Consider the following 16,953-nt stretch of genomic DNA (forward strand, 5'->3'; position numbering starts at 1 on the left):
CGCTTTTCTGCTTCTTAGATTTGAGGGTAAGCAGGATGGGCAATTTTTTGGTATAATAGTTAGGATAATAGAATAGAGGACAAGATGAAATTTACAGAATTTAAGTTTAAAGATTATATTCAGGAAGCGCTCAGGGATTTGAACTTCGTTGAAGCGACTCCGGTCCAAGAGAAGCTGATTCCAGTGGTATTGTCAGGTCGAGATTTGGTTGGCGAGTCTAAGACAGGCTCTGGTAAGACCCACACGTTTTTGCTGCCGATTTTTCAAATGCTGGATGAGGAAGCAGACAGCGTGCAGGCTGTTATTACAGCCCCAAGTCGGGAGCTGGCAGCGCAGATTTATCAAGCCGCTCGTCAGTTGGCTAGTTTTTCTGAAAGAGAGATTCGGGTGGCCAACTATGTCGGTGGGACAGACAAGGCTCGTCAGATTGGAAAGTTAGAGTCCAGTCAGCCTCATATCGTCATCGGAACGCCTGGTCGGATTTATGACTTGGTAGAGTCAGGCGATTTGGCTATTCACAAGGCCAAGACCTTTGTCGTTGACGAGGCAGATATGACACTGGACATGGGCTTTTTGGCGACGGTTGATAAGATTGCAGGCCGGTTGCCTAAAGACCTGCAGTTTCTCGTTTTCTCAGCGACCATTCCGCAGAAGCTCCAGCCTTTTTTGAAAAAATACCTGTCTAATCCAGTCATTGAGCAGATTAAGACCAAGACGGTCATTGCGGACACCATTGAAAACTGGCTCTTGTCAACCAAGGGACGAGACAAGAATGCTCAGATTTATCAAATCAGTCAGCTTCTGCAGCCTTATCTGGCTATGATTTTCGTCAATACCAAGACGAGGGCAGATGAACTGCACAGCTATCTGACAGCTCAGGGGCTTAAAGTTGCTAAAATTCATGGAGATATTGCTCCGAGGGAGCGCAAGCGTATCATGAATCAGGTCAAGAATCTGGATTTTGAGTACATTGTCGCTACTGACTTGGCAGCGCGGGGGATTGATATCGAAGGTGTCAGCCATGTTATCAACGATGCCATTCCTCAGGACTTGTCTTTCTTTGTCCATCGGGTAGGCCGGACCGGCCGTAATGGTCTTCTCGGCACAGCCATTACTCTCTACCAGCCGAGTGACGACTCAGATATTCGGGAGTTGGAAAAGATGGGGATTAAGTTCATTCCCAAGATGATAAAGGATGACGAGTTCCAGGATACCTACGACCGAGACCGTCGGGCCAATCGGGAAAAGAGCCGGGAGAAGCTGGATACGGAAATGCTGGGGTTGGTCAAGAAGAAAAAGAAAAAAATCAAACCAGGCTACAAGAAAAAAATCCAGTGGGCTGTTAACGAAAAGCGCCGCAAGACCAAGCGAGCAGAGAATCGTGCACGTGGCCGGGCAGAGCGTAAGGCTAAGCGCCAAACCTTTTAGTGATATACTTTTCTTATCGCTGTGATAAGAAAAATATATTAGTCTTTGTGAGATAGATATGATAGACTAGTGAAACTAGTCTATTTTTATATTGGGCTTAGTGTGGCTTATTTGATATTTAGGAACACGAGATTTGCACTAGCTACTCATGTTTTGACTGCTAAAAGACATTAAAAGCGGAGCAAATTCTTTGTTTTGTTCTAGAATTGTGTTAAAATATTTCATTATCAAGAAAAGGAAGTAATGATGGTAGTTACAACTTATCTTCTGACAACTGGTTGGTATGAGGAGTTCCTCAAGATTATTCCAGATGGTAAATTATTTAGTTTAAGGGCTGTTTTTGAGGCTATTCCCGGCATTTTGCAAAATCTGCCAATCACCCTTCTCTTGACAGCGGGTGGTGCAGTCTTTGGTATTCTGCTTGCCATGGTTTTTGCTATCGTCAAGATTAATCGAGTCAAAGTCCTGTATCCGATTCAGGCTTTCTTTGTCAGTTTTCTGAGAGGAACGCCGCTGCTTGTCCAGCTCATGCTGACCTATTTTGGGATTCCTTTATTGCTCAAGGCCATCAATCAGAAGTATGGCACAAGTTTTAATATCAACGAGATTCCAGCGTCTGTCTTTGCGATTGTTGCCTTTGCTTTCAACGAAGCGGCTTATGCCAGTGAGACCATCCGGGCAGCAATTTTGTCCGTAGATCCGGGAGAAATTGAGGCTGCACGCAGCTTAGGAATGACCAACAAGCAGGTTTATATGCGTGTCATTATCCCCAATGCAGCAGTAGTGGCGACACCTAGTCTGATTAATTCCCTGATTGGCTTAACCAAGGGAACTTCTCTGGCCTTTAGTGCCGGTGTAGTGGAAATTTTTGCCAAGGCGCAGGCTATCGCGGGGGCGGACTACCGTTACTTTGAGCGTTTTATTTCGGTTTCGCTGATTTATTGGGCAGTCAATATTCTCATTGAGCAACTTGGCCGCTGGATCGAAAAGATGATGGATATCAAACAGCCGGATAAATTTGAATCGCTTCAGCAAGCAGAAGGAGAAGGAATCTGATGATTAATATTTCACATTTAAGTAAGACTTTTTCAGGTCAAAAGGTTCTGGATGATCTCAGTTTGGACATTCAAAAAGGCGAAGTGGTAGCTTTAATTGGCTCTTCAGGTGCTGGGAAGTCAACCTTCCTCCGCAGCCTCAACTATCTGGAACAGCCTGATAGCGGAAAGATTACTATTGACGGCTTCAAAGTGGATTTTTCAAGAATTTCCAAAGATGAGATTTTGCTACTGCGCCGCAAGCTAGCCATGGTCTTTCAGCAGTTTAACCTCTTTTCCCGCCGGACGGCTCTGGAAAATGTCAAGGAAGGTTTGCTGGTAGTTAAGAAACTATCAGACCAAGAAGCGACTAAGATAGCCAAGGAAGAATTAGCAAAAGTTGGCTTGTCAGACCGAGAAAATCACTATCCTAGACATTTGTCAGGCGGTCAGAAGCAGCGGGTTGCCTTAGCAAGGGCTTTGGCTATGAATCCAGATGTTCTTTTGCTAGACGAGCCGACCTCAGCCTTGGATCCCGAGTTGGTCGGAGAAGTAGAGAAATCAATCGCTGATGCAGCCAAGTCTGGCCAAACCATGATTCTGGTCAGTCATGATATGTCCTTTGTCGCTCAGGTTGCGGATAGAGTACTCTTTTTGGACAAGGGGAAAATCATAGAGTCTGGGACACCGGATGAGATTATCCATCATCCAAAGGAAGAAAGAACCAAGGAATTTTTTGCTAGTTACAAACGGACCTATATTTGATATAATAGAGACAGTGAAGGCTCAGTTGGCTAGACCAGCTGAGTTTGTTTTCAGTGTCAGCATGCAGTGGAGCAGGCTTTCTTGTCTAGTGGGTGTTTTTGCTGACAGCTAGATTTGGAGTTGTTCCCTTTCTTTGCACTATGAGGCTGATTGACCTTTGAGGAGTTGACATGTTAGATCAAATATTTGCACTTTATATCGAGAGCCTGCTTTATACAGCAGTCGGTGTAGGGATCATTGCGGGTTTATGGATTGGGCTGCGGATGATTCGCCGCAAGGACAAGACAGCCAAGGAGCGGCAGAGTCATCTGTATGATGTCCTTCTGATTGTCATTATGACGATTCCAGTCCTGTCTTTTGCGACGTTGGGCCTGCTCATTGTCCTAAAAGCTTAAATGCTTGTAAAACTGTAGAAAAGTTGTTAGAATAATTCTAGTTACAACAAGGAGAAAGAAGAGTTATGTACGATACAATTATTATTGGAGCTGGACCTGCCGGCATGACAGCTGCCCTCTATGCAGCCCGCAGCAACCTAAAAGTTGCCCTGCTGGAGCGTGGTATTCCTGGTGGTCAGATGAATAATACTGCTGACATTGAAAACTATCCAGGCTATGCCAATATCAGCGGTCCTGAGCTAGCAGAGAAAATGTTTGAACCTCTGGAGAACCTGGGTGTTGAACATTTATTTGGCCTAGTAGAAAAAATTGAAGACCGAGGTGATTTTAAGGAAATCATCACAGAAGATGAGCGTTTTGAAACTAAAACAGTCATCATTGCTTCTGGTGCCAATCATCGTCATCTGGGGGTTCCTGGTGAGGAAGACTACAACAGCCGCGGCGTTTCCTACTGTGCGGTCTGTGATGGTGCCTTCTTCCGCGATGAAGACCTGCTGGTTGTCGGTGGAGGCGACTCAGCGGTAGAGGAAGCTATTTTCCTGACGCGCTTTGCAAAAAGTGTGACCATTGTTCACCGTCGCGATGAGCTGCGTGCACAAAAAGTGCTGCAGGATCGCGCCTTTACCAACGAAAAGATTCGCTTTGTCTGGGATTCTGTAGTGGAAAGTATCCATGGTGATGAACGTAAGGTGACTGGTGTAACTTTCAAGAATGTCAAGACAGGTGAGGTTAGTCAGGCAGAGTTTGGCGGTATCTTTATCTATGTTGGCTTAGATCCAGTTAGCGAATTTGCTGCGGACTTGGGCATCACTGGTGAGGCTGGCTGGATTCTGACGGATCATCAAATGAAAACGTCAGTAGCAGGCATTTACGCTGTTGGTGATGTTCGCCAGAAAGACCTGCGCCAGATTACGACGGCTGTTGGCGATGGTGCCATTGCCAGTCAGGAAGCCTACAAATATCTTACAGAGCAAGCATAAAAATATAAGCTAAGCAAGTGTGTCTATTCAAGTGAGTTGACTGGATTTGCTTAGCTTTTTTGGAATTATGATATAATAAAAGGTATCTAGCATAAAGGAGCAAGAAGATGTACCCAGATGATAGTTTAACTCTGCACACTGATTTGTACCAAATCAACATGATGCAGGTTTATTTCAAGCAAAATATTCACAACAAGCGTGCAGTTTTTGAAGTTTTTTTCCGTAAGAATCCTTTTAAAAACGGCTACGCAGTCTTTGCTGGCTTGGAAAGAATTATTTCCTATCTCAATAATCTGACATTCAGCCAGAGCGATTTAGATTATTTGCAAACCTTGGGCTATCACGGAGAGTTTCTGGATTATTTGCGGAATCTCAAGATGAGCCTGACCGTAAGGTCTGTTCAGGAAGGCGATTTGGTTTTTGCCAATGAACCAATCGTGCAGGTGGAAGGTCCACTAGCTCAGTGTCAGCTGGTTGAGACGGCTCTGCTCAATATCGTTAATTTTCAGACGCTTATTGCCACCAAGGCAGCCCGTATACGTTCTGTCATCGAGGATGAGCCCCTGATGGAGTTCGGTACGCGCCGGGCTCAGGAAATGGACGCTGCTATTTGGGGGACCAGGGCTGCGGTGATTGGCGGAGCCAACGGGACCAGTAATGTCCGGGCTGGCAAGCTCTTTGATATTCCAGTCTTGGGAACGCATGCTCATGCTCTCGTTCAAGTCTATGGTAATGATTATGAAGCCTTTAAAGCTTACGCTGAGACTCATCATAACTGTGTTTTCTTAGTAGATACCTATGATACATTGCGTCTAGGTGTTCCGGCAGCCATTCGGGTGGCTCGTGAGCTAGGAGACAAGATTAAGTTTCTGGGTGTCCGTATTGATTCGGGAGACCTTGCCTATATTTCTAAGAAAGTTCGGCAGCAATTAGATGAAGCTGGCTTTCTTGATGCTAAGATTTATGCTTCCAATGATCTGGATGAAAATACCATTCTCAACTTGAAAATGCAAAAGGCCAAGATAGATGTCTGGGGCGTGGGAACTAAGCTCATTACAGCCTACGACCAGCCGGCTTTAGGAGCAGTTTATAAGATTGTTGCTATTGCAGATGAGAATGGAGAATTGCGCAATACCATCAAGCTGTCCAATAATGCTGAAAAAGTTTCTACTCCAGGTAAGAAGCAGGTGTGGCGCATTACCAGTCGCGAAAAAGGGAAGTCCGAGGGAGACTACATTACCTATGATGGCCTTGATGTCAATGGTTTGGAAGAGCTGGAAATGTTCCATCCGACCTATACCTACATCAATAAAAAAGTCAAAAATTTTGATGCTGTACCGCTTTTGGTCTATATTTTCCAAGAAGGAAATTTAGTCTATAATCAGCCGACCTTAACTGAGATTCAAGCCTATGCCCGTGAGGAATTTGATAAACTTTGGGACGAGTACAAACGAGTTCTCAATCCACAGGATTATCCAGTTGACCTGGCTAGAGATATTTGGCAGGATAAGATGGACTTGATTGACCAGATGCGCAAGAAAGCCTACCAGACAGGAGCAGAAAAATGAGTCTACAAGAGGAAATCATCGCTCAACTGGGCGTCAAACCAATCATTGACCCGGAGGAAGAAATCCGCAAGTCGGTGGACTTTCTCAAGGCCTATTTGAGAAAGCACCCTTTTTTGAAAAGTTATGTCCTGGGTATTTCTGGTGGTCAGGATTCAACCTTGGCTGGCCGCTTGGCTCAGCTGGCTGTAGAGGAAATGCGGGCTGAGACTGGCGATGATGGCTATCGCTTTATCGCTGTTCGTTTGCCTTACGGTGTTCAAGCGGATGAAGATGATGCGCAAAAGGCTCTGGCTTTTATCCAGCCTGATGTCAGTCTAACAGTCAATATCAAGGAATCTGCTGATGCTATGACAAGGGCTGTAGAGGCAACGGGTGCCAAAGTCTCTGATTTTAACAAGGGCAATATCAAGGCCCGCAGCCGTATGATTGCCCAGTATGCTTTGGCTGGTTCATACAGTGGGGCTGTCATTGGGACGGATCATGCGGCAGAAAATGTCACCGCCTTTTTCACCAAGTTTGGGGATGGCGGAGCAGATATCTTACCACTTTACCGTCTCAATAAGCGTCAAGGTAAGCGGCTTTTAGCTGTCTTAGGAGCAGATCCGGTCCTCTATGAAAAGGTACCGACAGCTGACTTGGAAGAAGAAAAACCTGGGATTGCGGATGAAGTCGCTCTGGGCGTGACCTATAATGAAATTGACGACTACCTCGAAGGCAAGTCCGTTTCAGCCCAAGCCCAAGAAACTATCGAGTCTTGGTGGCATAAAGGCCAGCACAAACGCCATTTGCCGATTACAGTTTTTGATGAATTTTGGAAGTGAAAATCTCTATCGAATCTTTTTAGTCCGAGCTAAGAAACGAGGCAGCTATGAAAAAGATAGGTACACAGTCCATTGAAACCAAACGTCTTTTACTAAGACCTTTTCTGGAATCGGATGCTCAAGCTATGTATGACAACTGGGCTTCTCGTCCAGATAATTTGTTGCACGTGACCTGGGATGCTCACGAGAGTCCTGAAATCACCAAACGATCCATTGCTCGCTGGGTTGAGAATTATCAAAACATGGATTTTTACAAGTGGGCCATCTGCCTGAAGGAAAATCCTGAACAAGTGCTTGGTGATATCAGTGTGGTTTATAGAGATGATACGGTCAATGCTTGCGAGGTCGGTTATATTTTAAGTAAAGACTACTGGGGGCAGGGGCTGATGACAGAAGCTTTGAAAGCTGTTTTGAACTACCTCTTGCAAGACGCAGGATTCAATCGTGTCACAGCAAGATTTGTAACAGCCAATCCAGCTTCGGGGCGTGTTATGGCCAAAGCTGGAATGAGCTACGAAGGCACTTTCCGTCAGGCTGTATTTCATAAAGGACAAGTCAAAGATTTTTCCGTCTATGGAATCCTAAGATCCGATTTATAAAAAGGCTAGGACTCTTTTGTCTAGCCTTTTTGCTTGCACTCCTTTTTTAAAGTTCTATAATAGATGTATAATGACAAGGAGGATTCTATGAATTCGTTAGAACATGATTTTACAGATAAGTTGTATGCTGCTTATGAGGCCAATCCCAAGTTTGCAGCGATGGAAAATGCTATCAGTCACAATGGTCTTTTGGCTTCCTTAGAGAAGCGAAGCGCTGCTGTGGAAAATACACCTATCTTTTCACTGGATCTCACTAAGGACAAGGTCAGTGACCAGAAAGCTTCAGGACGCTGTTGGATGTTTGCAGCTCTTAATACCTTCCGCCACAAGATGATTGCTGGTTTCCAACTGGAGGATTTTGAGCTATCTCAAGCCCATACCTTCTTTTGGGATAAATATGAAAAATCCAACTGGTTCTTGGAGCAGGTGATTGCGACAGCTGACCAAGGATTGACCAGCCGCAAGGTTAAGTTTCTCTTAGACACGCCTCAACAGGATGGCGGTCAATGGGATATGGTTGTTTCTCTTTTTGAGAAATACGGCGTCGTGCCTAAGTCTGTTTATCCAGAGTCAATTTCTTCTAGCAACAGCCGTGAGCTCAATCAGATTCTCAATAAGCTCCTGCGTCAGGATGCGCAGATTTTGCGAGAATTAGCAGCGAAAGGGGCAGAATCAGCTGAACTTCAGGCTAAGAAAGAAGAACTTCTCCAGGAAGTCTTTAACTTCCTAGCTATGAATTTAGGCTTGCCGCCTCGCCAGTTTGACTTTTCTTATCGAGATAAGGACAATCATTTCCACAGTGAGAGCGGATTGACACCTCTGACTTTCTATCAAAAATATGTCGATCTTAAGCTAGATGACTATGTCTCTATCATCAATGCACCGACTGCAGACAAGCCTTATGGTCGGTCCTATACGGTTGAGATGTTGGGCAATGTCGTTGGCAGCAAGCCAGTCCGTTATTTGAATGTTGAAATGGATCGACTAAAAGAGCTGGCAATTGCGCAAATGAAGGCTGGCGAGACCGTTTGGTTTGGCTCAGATGTTGCTCAGTCTAGCAATCGTAAGGCCGGTGTTATGGCTGAGGGGATGCACGATTTCACTGCTAGCATGGATATTCGACTAACTCAGGATAAGGCTGGCCGCTTGGACTATAGCGAAAGCCTCATGACCCACGCCATGGTCTTGACAGGAGTGGACTTGGATGAAAATGGCAAGGCTAAGAAATGGAAGGTCGAAAACTCCTGGGGCGAAAAGGTTGGTAACAAGGGCTATTTCGTAGCCTCTGACGCTTGGATGGACGAGTATACCTATCAAATCGTGGTACGAAAGGAGTTTCTGACAGCAGCAGAATTAGCTGCTTATAAAGCAGAGCCTCTTGTCCTAGCTCCGTGGGATCCCATGGGTGCTTTGGCAAAGTAAGCTTTGATGAGAGAATAAGAAAAGAGTAAGAATTTTTCATTCTTACTCTTTTAGTTTGTATTTTAATCTTCGTCACTCTAGTCATCTCCACCGTTACCGGAAGAGGAGTCATTGTGGCTAGAAGAGTTATTGTTTGAATCACCAGAATGCTCACTGGAAGCTGATGTGTCAGAGCTAGCTTCTGTACTGTAACTGCTATAGCTAGAATAGTTATAGTACTGCTGGTTATTGTAGTAACGGTTATAGCCAGTACCACTGTTGAGGTAGACATAGGAGCCACTGCGGTAGAGACCATCTGGCATTTCCCAATCTTCTGAGGCAGAGCCATCTTGAGCTAGATAAAGCATCATTTCGCGGTAGACATCTGTCGCAACCTTAACTCCATCATCAAGGATTGGTGTCAGACGGTTTGAGTAGCCGGTCCAAACAGCCATTGAATACTTAGGCGTGTAACCAACGAAGAGCTCGTCTGGTGTGACAATGCTAGAGTAGTAATAAGGCTTGGTCAGCTTAGCTAATTCATCGTCAGCATAGTTGGAGGTTCCAGTCTTACCAGCCTGATAAACCCCAGAAATAGCAGCGTTTGTACCTGTACCAGACTGCAAGACTGTTTTCATCATATCGGTCATCATGTAGGCTGTCGTTTCCTTCATAGCCTTGGAACCATTGTTGGAGAAGGTCTTCTCCGTTCCGTCACTGAAGACGACGCGATTGACATACTGAGGTTTGTAGTAAGTACCGCCATTGGCAAAAGCAGCATAGGCAGCAGCCATTTTTTCACTGCTGGCTCCGTACTCGTTGCCGGATTTGCTGGTGTTACTTGAAAAGGCATTAACATAAAACATTTCAGGATAGTTAATCCCAATACGATTTAGGAACTTGAGAGACTCATCCAGACCAACGGCTTCCAGCGTTTTCACGGCAGGAACGTTCCGGGATTCCTGAATAGCGTATTGAATCGTCATCCCGCCGTAGTATTTCTTATCCCAGTTATAGACTGGTGTGCTGGAATACGGGAAGTTATATGGAGCATCCGTGATAGGAGCAGCAGTTGAAGTATAGACTTCATTTTCAAGAGCTGGAGCATAATCGGTGATTGGCTTCATTGTTGAACCGAAGTCGCGGTTGGTTTCAACAGCTTGGTTGGTACCAAAGGATACGTTGGTAGATTGGTTACGAGAACCGAGCTGGGCAATGACTTTACCAGTTTGCACATCCATAACAGTGGACGCAACCTGCATTTCGTCATCTGGATAAGCTACATAGTCTCCTGTGTTGTAAATATCCCAGAGTTTCTTTTGGGCATCAGTGTTGACATTTGTATAGACTTCCATACCAGTTGTCAGGACATTGTAGCCAGTTTCTTCTTCTACTTGCTCAATTACTTCCTTAAGATAATTGTCCATGTAAGCAGGATAGCTAGTGGAAGCTTTCAAGCTTTGAAGTCCGTCGGTTACAGGGGTATTCTTGGCTTGCTCATACTGCTCATCTGTGATGTACTTGAGATCATGCATCTCACGAAGTACCAGATTACGACGGTTGGTCGCAGCCTCTGGGTGAGTGTAAGGGTCATATTGGTTAGGTGCCTGAGGCATACCTGCCAGTAGAGCTGTTTGGTGTAAGCTCAAGTCTTTTAGGTCCTTGCCATAGTAGCTTCGGGCTGCTGTCTGCATACCGTAGTTACTGTTAGACATGTAGACTTTGTTGACATAATAGGTCAAGATTTGCTGCTTGGTTGCTTTACGCTCAAGCTGAGCGGCCAGCCAAGCTTCTTGGATTTTACGTGAAAGGGTCGCGTCCGAAGAAGAGGTTGAGAAATAGGAAAGCTTAATCAATTGCTGGGTCAGAGTTGATCCCCCTTGGCGACCTCCGCGGATGTTGCTAACAAGGGCACCTGCAATCCGAATAAAGTCTACCCCACGGTGGTTGAAGAAGCGATGGTCTTCGATGGCGACAATGGCGTTAACCAAATCCGTAGGTATTTCACTTGTTTCAGCATTGACCCGCTTTTCAGCGCCTAGGTCCGCAATCAAATTGTTATTGCTGTCAAAAATTTTACTGGATGTGGTCGCGATCAGGTCTTTTTCAGAAAGCTTAGGAGCCTTGACCGCATAGTAGGTAAATACCAAACAGCCAATCACGAATCCAATCATAAGCAGGGTTATAAGTGCACTTGCAAGATATTTCAAAGCCTGCATAAGAGTTTGTTTATTCATTTATAATACCACCTAGTAGTTTTTGTTCGATAATTTCAAGATAAGGGATGCTGGGAAGCTGCTGCATTTCAATCGGATAACCATGCTCTTGAATGTAGGTCAAAGGCATGGACTTCCCTCCCTTGTCAATCTTGTAAAACTCAATTAAATAAGAAGCTGGAAGCAGGTAAGTCTCCCTTAAGCTGGAAAAATGCAGTAAGACAAAGCAGATGCCCTTTTGCTCAAGGACAGCCTCCATGTGCTCAATCTGATGCGAATGAAAATTTTTCATGGGCATCGATTTTTTCTGTCGGGTTTCCTTGGCTTCAAAGTCAATATAATGGCCCTTATAGACGCCAGAATAGTCTGTTGTGGAAGCTTGCCGAAAGTAAGCCTCAACAATCTTGGCTCGGCTACGGTGCGGATAATCAACCTTGACAATCTGAATGGGGGTAGGCTTTTTATGGATGACAGCGAGTCCTCTACTTAGATAGTAGCTGTTGGATTCGTTGATCATCTTTTCAAAAGACATCCCACGATTGGCAAAGTTAATCATGCCGGGAACAGGCCTGTTGATACTGCTTTTTGCCTTTAGCTTATGCGGATAGTTGACCATAAAACTCCTTATTGGTACAATAGCATCACTCTATTATACCACAAAAAACTTTTTTAAGGGAGAATAAATGACTAGTCTACTAATAACAGGCTACAAAGCCTTTGAAATCGGCATTTCGACGGAAAAAGATATGAGAATAAATATCATAAAAGAAGCCGCTAAGAGGGACTTAATCCGTTTTTTGGAAGATGGAGTAGATTGGCTGGTTTTTATGGGCAATCTGGGCTTCGAGTCTTGGGTTTTGGATTTAGCTAATGAATTGAAAAAAGACTATGAATTTCAGACGGCAACCATCTTTCTCTTTGAGAATCAAGGTGAAAATTGGAACGAAGCCGCAAAATTAGCTGCTTTTAAGCAGACCGATTTCGTCAAGTATGCTTATCCGACCTACCAAAATCCTAGTCAGTTTCGTGATTACAATCAATTCGTCATTCAAAATACAGACGGAGCCTACCTCTTTTATGATGAAGAACAGGAGACAAAACTGAAATATCTTTACCAAGAAATGAAAAAACAAGAACAATATTTTATCAAAAAATTAACATTTGATGACTTGAATGAAGTGGCCGAAAATTTTTCGGGAAATTAGATGATAAATCTTGATTTTTATTAGGCATTTTGTTTATAATTGAATATGATAAACTAGATTGGAGAGAGAAGATGGCAAGTATTATTTTTACAGCAAAAGATATTTTTGATCAGGATTTTAAGCGCGAAGTACGCGGCTATAGTAAGTCCGAAGTGGATGAGTTTTTGGATGATATTATCAAGGATTATGAGACTTACGCAGCCTTGGTAAAGGAGCTGCGTGAGGAAAATCGCCGTCTCAAGGAAGAGTTAGCTGCGAAGCCGGTTGAAAAAGCACCGGTTCAGCCGACTCAGCCTGTCCAATCAACACAAGCGACTCAGTCAACTGCAGAAAGCTTCCCTCAGATGACTTCTGCGACTAATTTTGATATCTTGAAGCGCTTGAACCGTCTTGAAAAGGAAGTATTCGGAAAACAAATTCTGGATCGTGAATAATGGTTCTTATAGAACAGTGCAATTTTTGGATAATCGCGTGGAAATTTTAGATTTTCATGAGGAAAGTCCATGCTAGCACTGGCTGTGATGCCGGTAGTGTTTGTGCTAGGCGAAGAAATAAGCCTAGGGACGGATTTTTCCGTTACGGCGACTGAAAGGGCTAAGTCTTTGGATATGTCTGATTAGGTCTGAAAGTGCCACAGTGACGTAGTTCTTCTGGAAACAGAAGAAGTGGAACGCGGTAAACCCCTCAAGCTAGCAACCCAAACTTTGGTCGGGGCATGGAGTGCGTGGAAGCGAACATAGCACTCTGACTGGAAACAGTAGACAGATGATTATCGAAGGAAATGGTACCTAGTCATTTCCGGAACAAAACATGGCTTACAGAAAATTGCATATAGGCTGAGGCTGGGACGTCAAGTCCTGTCCTCTTTAAATTTTATAATAGAATAGCAAGAGAGTGGCTGAGCGCTCTATTCTCTGCCAAGTTCAACTAGCTGTTGCTTCATTTGTCTGATGGACATTTCAAGTGCTGAGCTGGCTGATAAATGGCAGCGAAACCTTCTCAGCCCAAAATTTAAAAAGGGAGAGTGAGGAAAATCGATGTGACGAAATCACGATTTTTGTCTCACTCCCTTTGTTTGTATAGATTGGAATCCATTTAAAAAGCCAAGATGAAAGAAAAATTTAATTTAATTGCGACCGCAGCGGCAGGGCTAGAAGCTGTCGTCGGCCGTGAAATCAGAGAGCTGGGACTTGATTGTCAGGTCGAAAATGGCCGGGTTCGCTTCGAGGGTGATGTCAGTACCATTATTCAAACCAATCTCTGGCTGCGCGCGGCCGATCGGATTAAGATTGTAGTTGGCAGTTTTCCAGCTAAGACTTTTGAAGAGCTCTTTCAGGGAGTTTTTGCTCTGGATTGGGAGAATTATATACCGCTAGGAGCTAAATTTCCTATTGCCAAGGCTAAATGCGTCAAGTCAAAACTTCACAATGAGCCTAGTGTTCAGGCTATTTCTAAAAAGGCAGTTGTCAAGAAGCTGCAGAAGCATTATGCACGTCCAGAAGGGGTGCCCCTGCAGGAAAATGGAGCTGAGTTTAGGATAGAGGTTTCTATCTTAAAAGATGTTGTGACAGTCATGATTGATACGACAGGATCTAGCCTCTTCAAACGTGGCTATCGGGCAGATAAGGGCGGTGCACCGATCAAGGAAAATATGGCAGCAGCCATTTTACTCCTGTCCAATTGGTATCCAGATAAGCCTTTGATTGATCCGACTTGCGGCTCTGGTACTTTTTGTATCGAGGCAGCCATGATAGGGATGAAGATGGCACCAGGACTTCATCGTTCCTTTGCCTTTGAAGACTGGAATTGGGTGGATAAAGACCTGGTAGCTCAGGCTCGCTCGACTGCACTCAGTCAGATTGATCAGACCATCCAGCTGGATATTTCTGGATCGGATATCGATGGCCGTATGATAGAGCTAGCTCGAAAAAACGCTGAGCAAGCAGGAGTAGCAGAGCAGATTCACTTTAAGCAGATGCGACTGCAGGATTTGCATACAGATAAGATTAATGGTGTGATTATCTCTAATCCGCCGTACGGGGAGCGCCTCCTAGATGATGAGGCTGTGACTCGTCTTTATCAGGAGATGGGAGAAACCTTTGCTCCGCTCAAAACCTGGAGCAAGTTTATCCTGACTAGCGATGAAGCTTTTGAAAGCAAATATGGCTGCCAGGCCGATAAAAAACGCAAACTTTATAATGGTACTTTAAAAGTTGATTTATATCAGTATTTTGGCCAACGGGTCAAACGTCAGTTAGATTAGAAAGGATTTGCCGTGACGAAAGAAGAAAACTACTCACCGGAAGAAGAAAAGAAAGAGTCGGTCCTTGATTTTGAAGAGGCTAAGGAAATGACAGTCGGTCAAGCTACTCGTAAAAAAGAGGAGCTGGAAGCCGGTGTGAATGAAAGCGACAATGTGCTGGATAAGTACATCAAGCAGCACCGTCAGGAAATCGAAGCTGGAAAATTTGAAACCCAGAAAATCAGAAAGCTGCAGGAGCAGGAAGCGGCTCAAGCTGAGCAAGCCACTTCTGATTTGACCGATTTCATCAAAGAAAGACGGCAAGAGGTTGAAAGTGAGCAGGAGATTCCAGCAGCTCAGTTGACAGCCACTGAGACAGCAAGTGAGCCAGAAGCAGCTCCAAACCCCTTAGGTTCTCGCAGTCAACGCTCAGAGCAGGAAGATGCGGTTCCTGCCGCTCCCGTTCAAAAGACATCTTACGGTCCTATTCCAGAACCGCTTGATGAGAAGGAATTACAGGTTTCTAAGACGCCTTTCTACAAGAAAAAAGCTTTCCTTTATCCAGTCTTAGGACTTTTAGGGATTGCTGTAGCGGGCACAGGGCTTTACTTTGCTCTGGGGCATAATTGGGGACACAAGACCGTTACAAGCTCCAGTTCTTCAACATCGCAGTCCAGTAAAAAGAGCTCGTCTTCCTCTAGCTCTGATAATATTGCCAAGGATTTGAAGTCCTTTAATGATGAGTATGCTGCATTTTTCACAGATAGCAATCAGACAGCTGTCAAAAACAGTAAATTCGGCGACTTGGAAAAATTAAAAACCTTACTTGAAAAGCTAAAAGGCAGCAAAGACTATGATGCAGCCAAGAGCAAGTATGATTCCCTAGTGAAACAAATTTCAGCTATTCAAAGTGTCAATTCGCAGTTTGACGGCGGAGCGATCACTGACGGCGTCTTGAACAAGGAAGCCAAGGCCAATACAAATGCGACCTTCTCAGATGTATCAAGTGGCAATGCTAAGCTCGATGAAGTTCTAAAGGCAGCAATTGCCCAAGGACGTAGCCAACAGGTACCAACACCAGCTCCTGCTACTGAACAGGGAGGCACTGGTGCGGGTACAAGCGGCGGTTCAAGCTCGTCTGCTTCTGGTTCAGGGGCTCCCAGCTCATACTCTGGCTATGGTCTTCCTAGCAACGGAGTAAATCTGCAGAGAGATCTCAGTCGTGTCCCTTATAACCAAGCAGCTATTGATGACGTCAACAATCCAGCTTGGACATTCAACCCTGGCGTTCTGGAGAAAATTTTGCAAACTTCTCGTGAGCGTGGCTATATTTCTGGTGATAACTATATCCTGGAACGCGTCAATATTATTAAAGGAAACGGCTACTATAACCTCTTCAAGCCAGACGGTACCTACCTCTTCAGTATCAACTGTAAGACTGGCTACTTCGTCGGAAATGGTCCGGGTCATGCTGACTCGCTTGATTTCTAGTCATCTGAGAATATTTCTTCAGAAGCTGACTTTCTAGTTTGTTAATGAATTTCATTATACATGCACAAAAAAAGTTCTCGATTTCGAGAACTTTTTATTGTATTAAATCACATGGCGTTCAAAGGCATCATCTGAGATTCCTTGGCTAAGAATAAGTTTGGCCCATTCTTTGGCTGAGAAGAGGCTGTGATCCTTGTAGTTTCCACAGGATTCAATGGTTGTTCCAGGGACATCTTCCCAACTAGTTGACTCAGCGATTTCTTCCAGACAGGATTTGATGACCTGAGCAATCTGGCTGGAGCTGTGTTGGCCCCACATAATCATATGAAAACCGGTGCGACAGCCAAAAGGTGAGCAATCAATCATACCATCAATGCGCTTGCGAATCAGCATGGCCAGCAAATGCTCGATGGTATGCAGGCCGGCAGTTGGAATGGAATCTTCATTAGGCTGAACCAGACGGATATCAAAATTGGAAATGATGTCTCCTTTGGGACCAGTTTCCTCTCCGATGAGGCGGACATAAGGCGCTTTGACAATGGTATGATCCAGCTCAAAGCTTTCAACGACAACTTCTTTAGACATGGTTTCTCCTTTACAATGTAGCGAGTGCGAGAAGGTTTTTCTAGTGATATCAAGCCATAGGTTTGTCTTGTTAGTGAAGAAAAAGCCTGTCTCATATGCATCTTTTCTTCTCTGATTATAGCATAAAAATTTTTTATTTGGGAATAAAGTTTAGGTCTTAGGGGAATGAAAAGTTTGAATAATCTTGTTTATGGTTTGAAAAAGTTTTGGTGCTCAGCCTTCT

The 16,953-nt window shown here is 44.4% G+C and carries 16 protein-coding genes and 1 other RNA gene; 14 read left to right on the top strand and 3 right to left on the bottom strand.

All coding sequences use genetic code 11. From position 1 onward, the window contains the following. Positions 1-84: 84 nt before the first annotated feature. From J1C81_RS02680 to pepC, 9 genes are all read left to right on the top strand, one after another. Complete coding sequence (locus J1C81_RS02680) at positions 85-1,428, top strand: DEAD/DEAH box helicase (protein WP_002916311.1); 1,344 nt, start codon at positions 85-87, stop codon at positions 1,426-1,428. Positions 1,429-1,674: 246 nt separating this feature from the next. After that, positions 1,675-2,484 carry an amino acid ABC transporter permease gene (locus tag J1C81_RS02685; protein ID WP_032909874.1) on the top strand — a complete coding sequence of 270 codons (810 nt, stop codon included), beginning with the start codon at positions 1,675-1,677 and terminating at the stop codon, positions 2,482-2,484. Beyond that, positions 2,484-3,227, top strand: coding sequence for an amino acid ABC transporter ATP-binding protein (locus J1C81_RS02690; RefSeq protein ID WP_002893523.1), 744 nt, complete (start codon positions 2,484-2,486; stop codon positions 3,225-3,227). Before J1C81_RS02685 ends, J1C81_RS02690 begins: the two co-directional genes overlap by 1 nt. A 170-nt stretch (positions 3,228-3,397) precedes the next feature. Beyond that, complete coding sequence (locus J1C81_RS02695; RefSeq protein WP_002893522.1) at positions 3,398-3,622, top strand: DUF4059 family protein; 225 nt, start codon at positions 3,398-3,400, stop codon at positions 3,620-3,622. Between the two features lie 65 nt (positions 3,623-3,687). Beyond that, positions 3,688-4,602, top strand: a complete 915-nt coding sequence (gene trxB / locus J1C81_RS02700) for a thioredoxin-disulfide reductase (protein ID WP_002916307.1) — start codon at positions 3,688-3,690, stop codon at positions 4,600-4,602. 107 nt (positions 4,603-4,709) lie between these two features. Beyond that, positions 4,710-6,170, top strand: coding sequence for a nicotinate phosphoribosyltransferase (locus tag J1C81_RS02705; RefSeq protein ID WP_002916306.1), 1,461 nt, complete (start codon positions 4,710-4,712; stop codon positions 6,168-6,170). Continuing rightward, entirely contained in the window at positions 6,167-6,991 is an 825-nt protein-coding gene (gene nadE, locus J1C81_RS02710; RefSeq protein ID WP_002916305.1) for an ammonia-dependent NAD(+) synthetase, read from the top strand. Before J1C81_RS02705 ends, nadE begins: the two co-directional genes overlap by 4 nt. A gap of 47 nt (positions 6,992-7,038) precedes the next feature. Then, positions 7,039-7,590 carry a GNAT family N-acetyltransferase gene (locus tag J1C81_RS02715; RefSeq protein WP_002916304.1) on the top strand — a complete coding sequence of 184 codons (552 nt, stop codon included), beginning with the start codon at positions 7,039-7,041 and terminating at the stop codon, positions 7,588-7,590. Positions 7,591-7,677: 87 nt separating this feature from the next. Further along, positions 7,678-9,012 (top strand): aminopeptidase C, encoded by a 1,335-nt coding sequence (pepC, locus tag J1C81_RS02720; RefSeq protein WP_032909873.1) that lies wholly within the window; start codon positions 7,678-7,680, stop codon positions 9,010-9,012. 77 nt (positions 9,013-9,089) lie between these two features. Here pepC and pbp1a read toward each other — a convergent pair whose 3' ends face one another. Together pbp1a and recU are read right to left on the bottom strand one after the other, a co-directional pair. Next, complete coding sequence (pbp1a, locus tag J1C81_RS02725) at positions 9,090-11,228, bottom strand: penicillin-binding protein PBP1A (RefSeq protein WP_002916302.1); 2,139 nt, start codon at positions 11,226-11,228, stop codon at positions 9,090-9,092. Next, entirely contained in the window at positions 11,221-11,823 is a 603-nt protein-coding gene (recU, locus tag J1C81_RS02730) for a Holliday junction resolvase RecU (RefSeq protein WP_002911298.1), read from the bottom strand. Before recU ends, pbp1a begins: the two co-directional genes overlap by 8 nt. Positions 11,824-11,890: 67 nt before the next feature. Here recU and J1C81_RS02735 point away from each other — a divergent pair, with 67 nt between their 5' ends. From J1C81_RS02735 to J1C81_RS02755, 5 genes are all read left to right on the top strand, one after another. Then, entirely contained in the window at positions 11,891-12,412 is a 522-nt protein-coding gene (locus J1C81_RS02735) for a DUF1273 domain-containing protein (protein ID WP_002916296.1), read from the top strand. Positions 12,413-12,483: 71 nt separating this feature from the next. Continuing rightward, on the top strand, positions 12,484-12,846 hold the full coding sequence (gene gpsB, locus J1C81_RS02740; RefSeq protein ID WP_023917285.1) for a cell division regulator GpsB: 363 nt from the start codon (positions 12,484-12,486) through the stop codon (positions 12,844-12,846). Positions 12,847-12,867: 21 nt separating this feature from the next. Beyond that, an RNA gene (gene rnpB, locus J1C81_RS02745) (RNase P RNA component class B) lies at positions 12,868-13,235 on the top strand. Between the two features lie 285 nt (positions 13,236-13,520). Continuing rightward, entirely contained in the window at positions 13,521-14,675 is a 1,155-nt protein-coding gene (locus J1C81_RS02750) for a THUMP domain-containing class I SAM-dependent RNA methyltransferase (RefSeq protein WP_002916292.1), read from the top strand. Positions 14,676-14,687: 12 nt separating this feature from the next. Continuing rightward, positions 14,688-16,145: a cell division site-positioning protein MapZ family protein gene (locus J1C81_RS02755; protein WP_002916290.1), complete on the top strand. Its 1,458-nt coding sequence runs from the start codon at positions 14,688-14,690 to the stop codon at positions 16,143-16,145. 102 nt (positions 16,146-16,247) lie between these two features. Here the strand turns inward: J1C81_RS02755 and J1C81_RS02760 are convergent, their stop codons facing one another. Continuing rightward, entirely contained in the window at positions 16,248-16,730 is a 483-nt protein-coding gene (locus J1C81_RS02760) for an S-ribosylhomocysteine lyase (RefSeq protein WP_002905191.1), read from the bottom strand. Positions 16,731-16,953 lie beyond the last annotated feature (223 nt).

This window comes from Streptococcus sanguinis (genome assembly GCF_050225395.1).
Lineage (GTDB): Bacteria > Bacillota > Bacilli > Lactobacillales > Streptococcaceae > Streptococcus.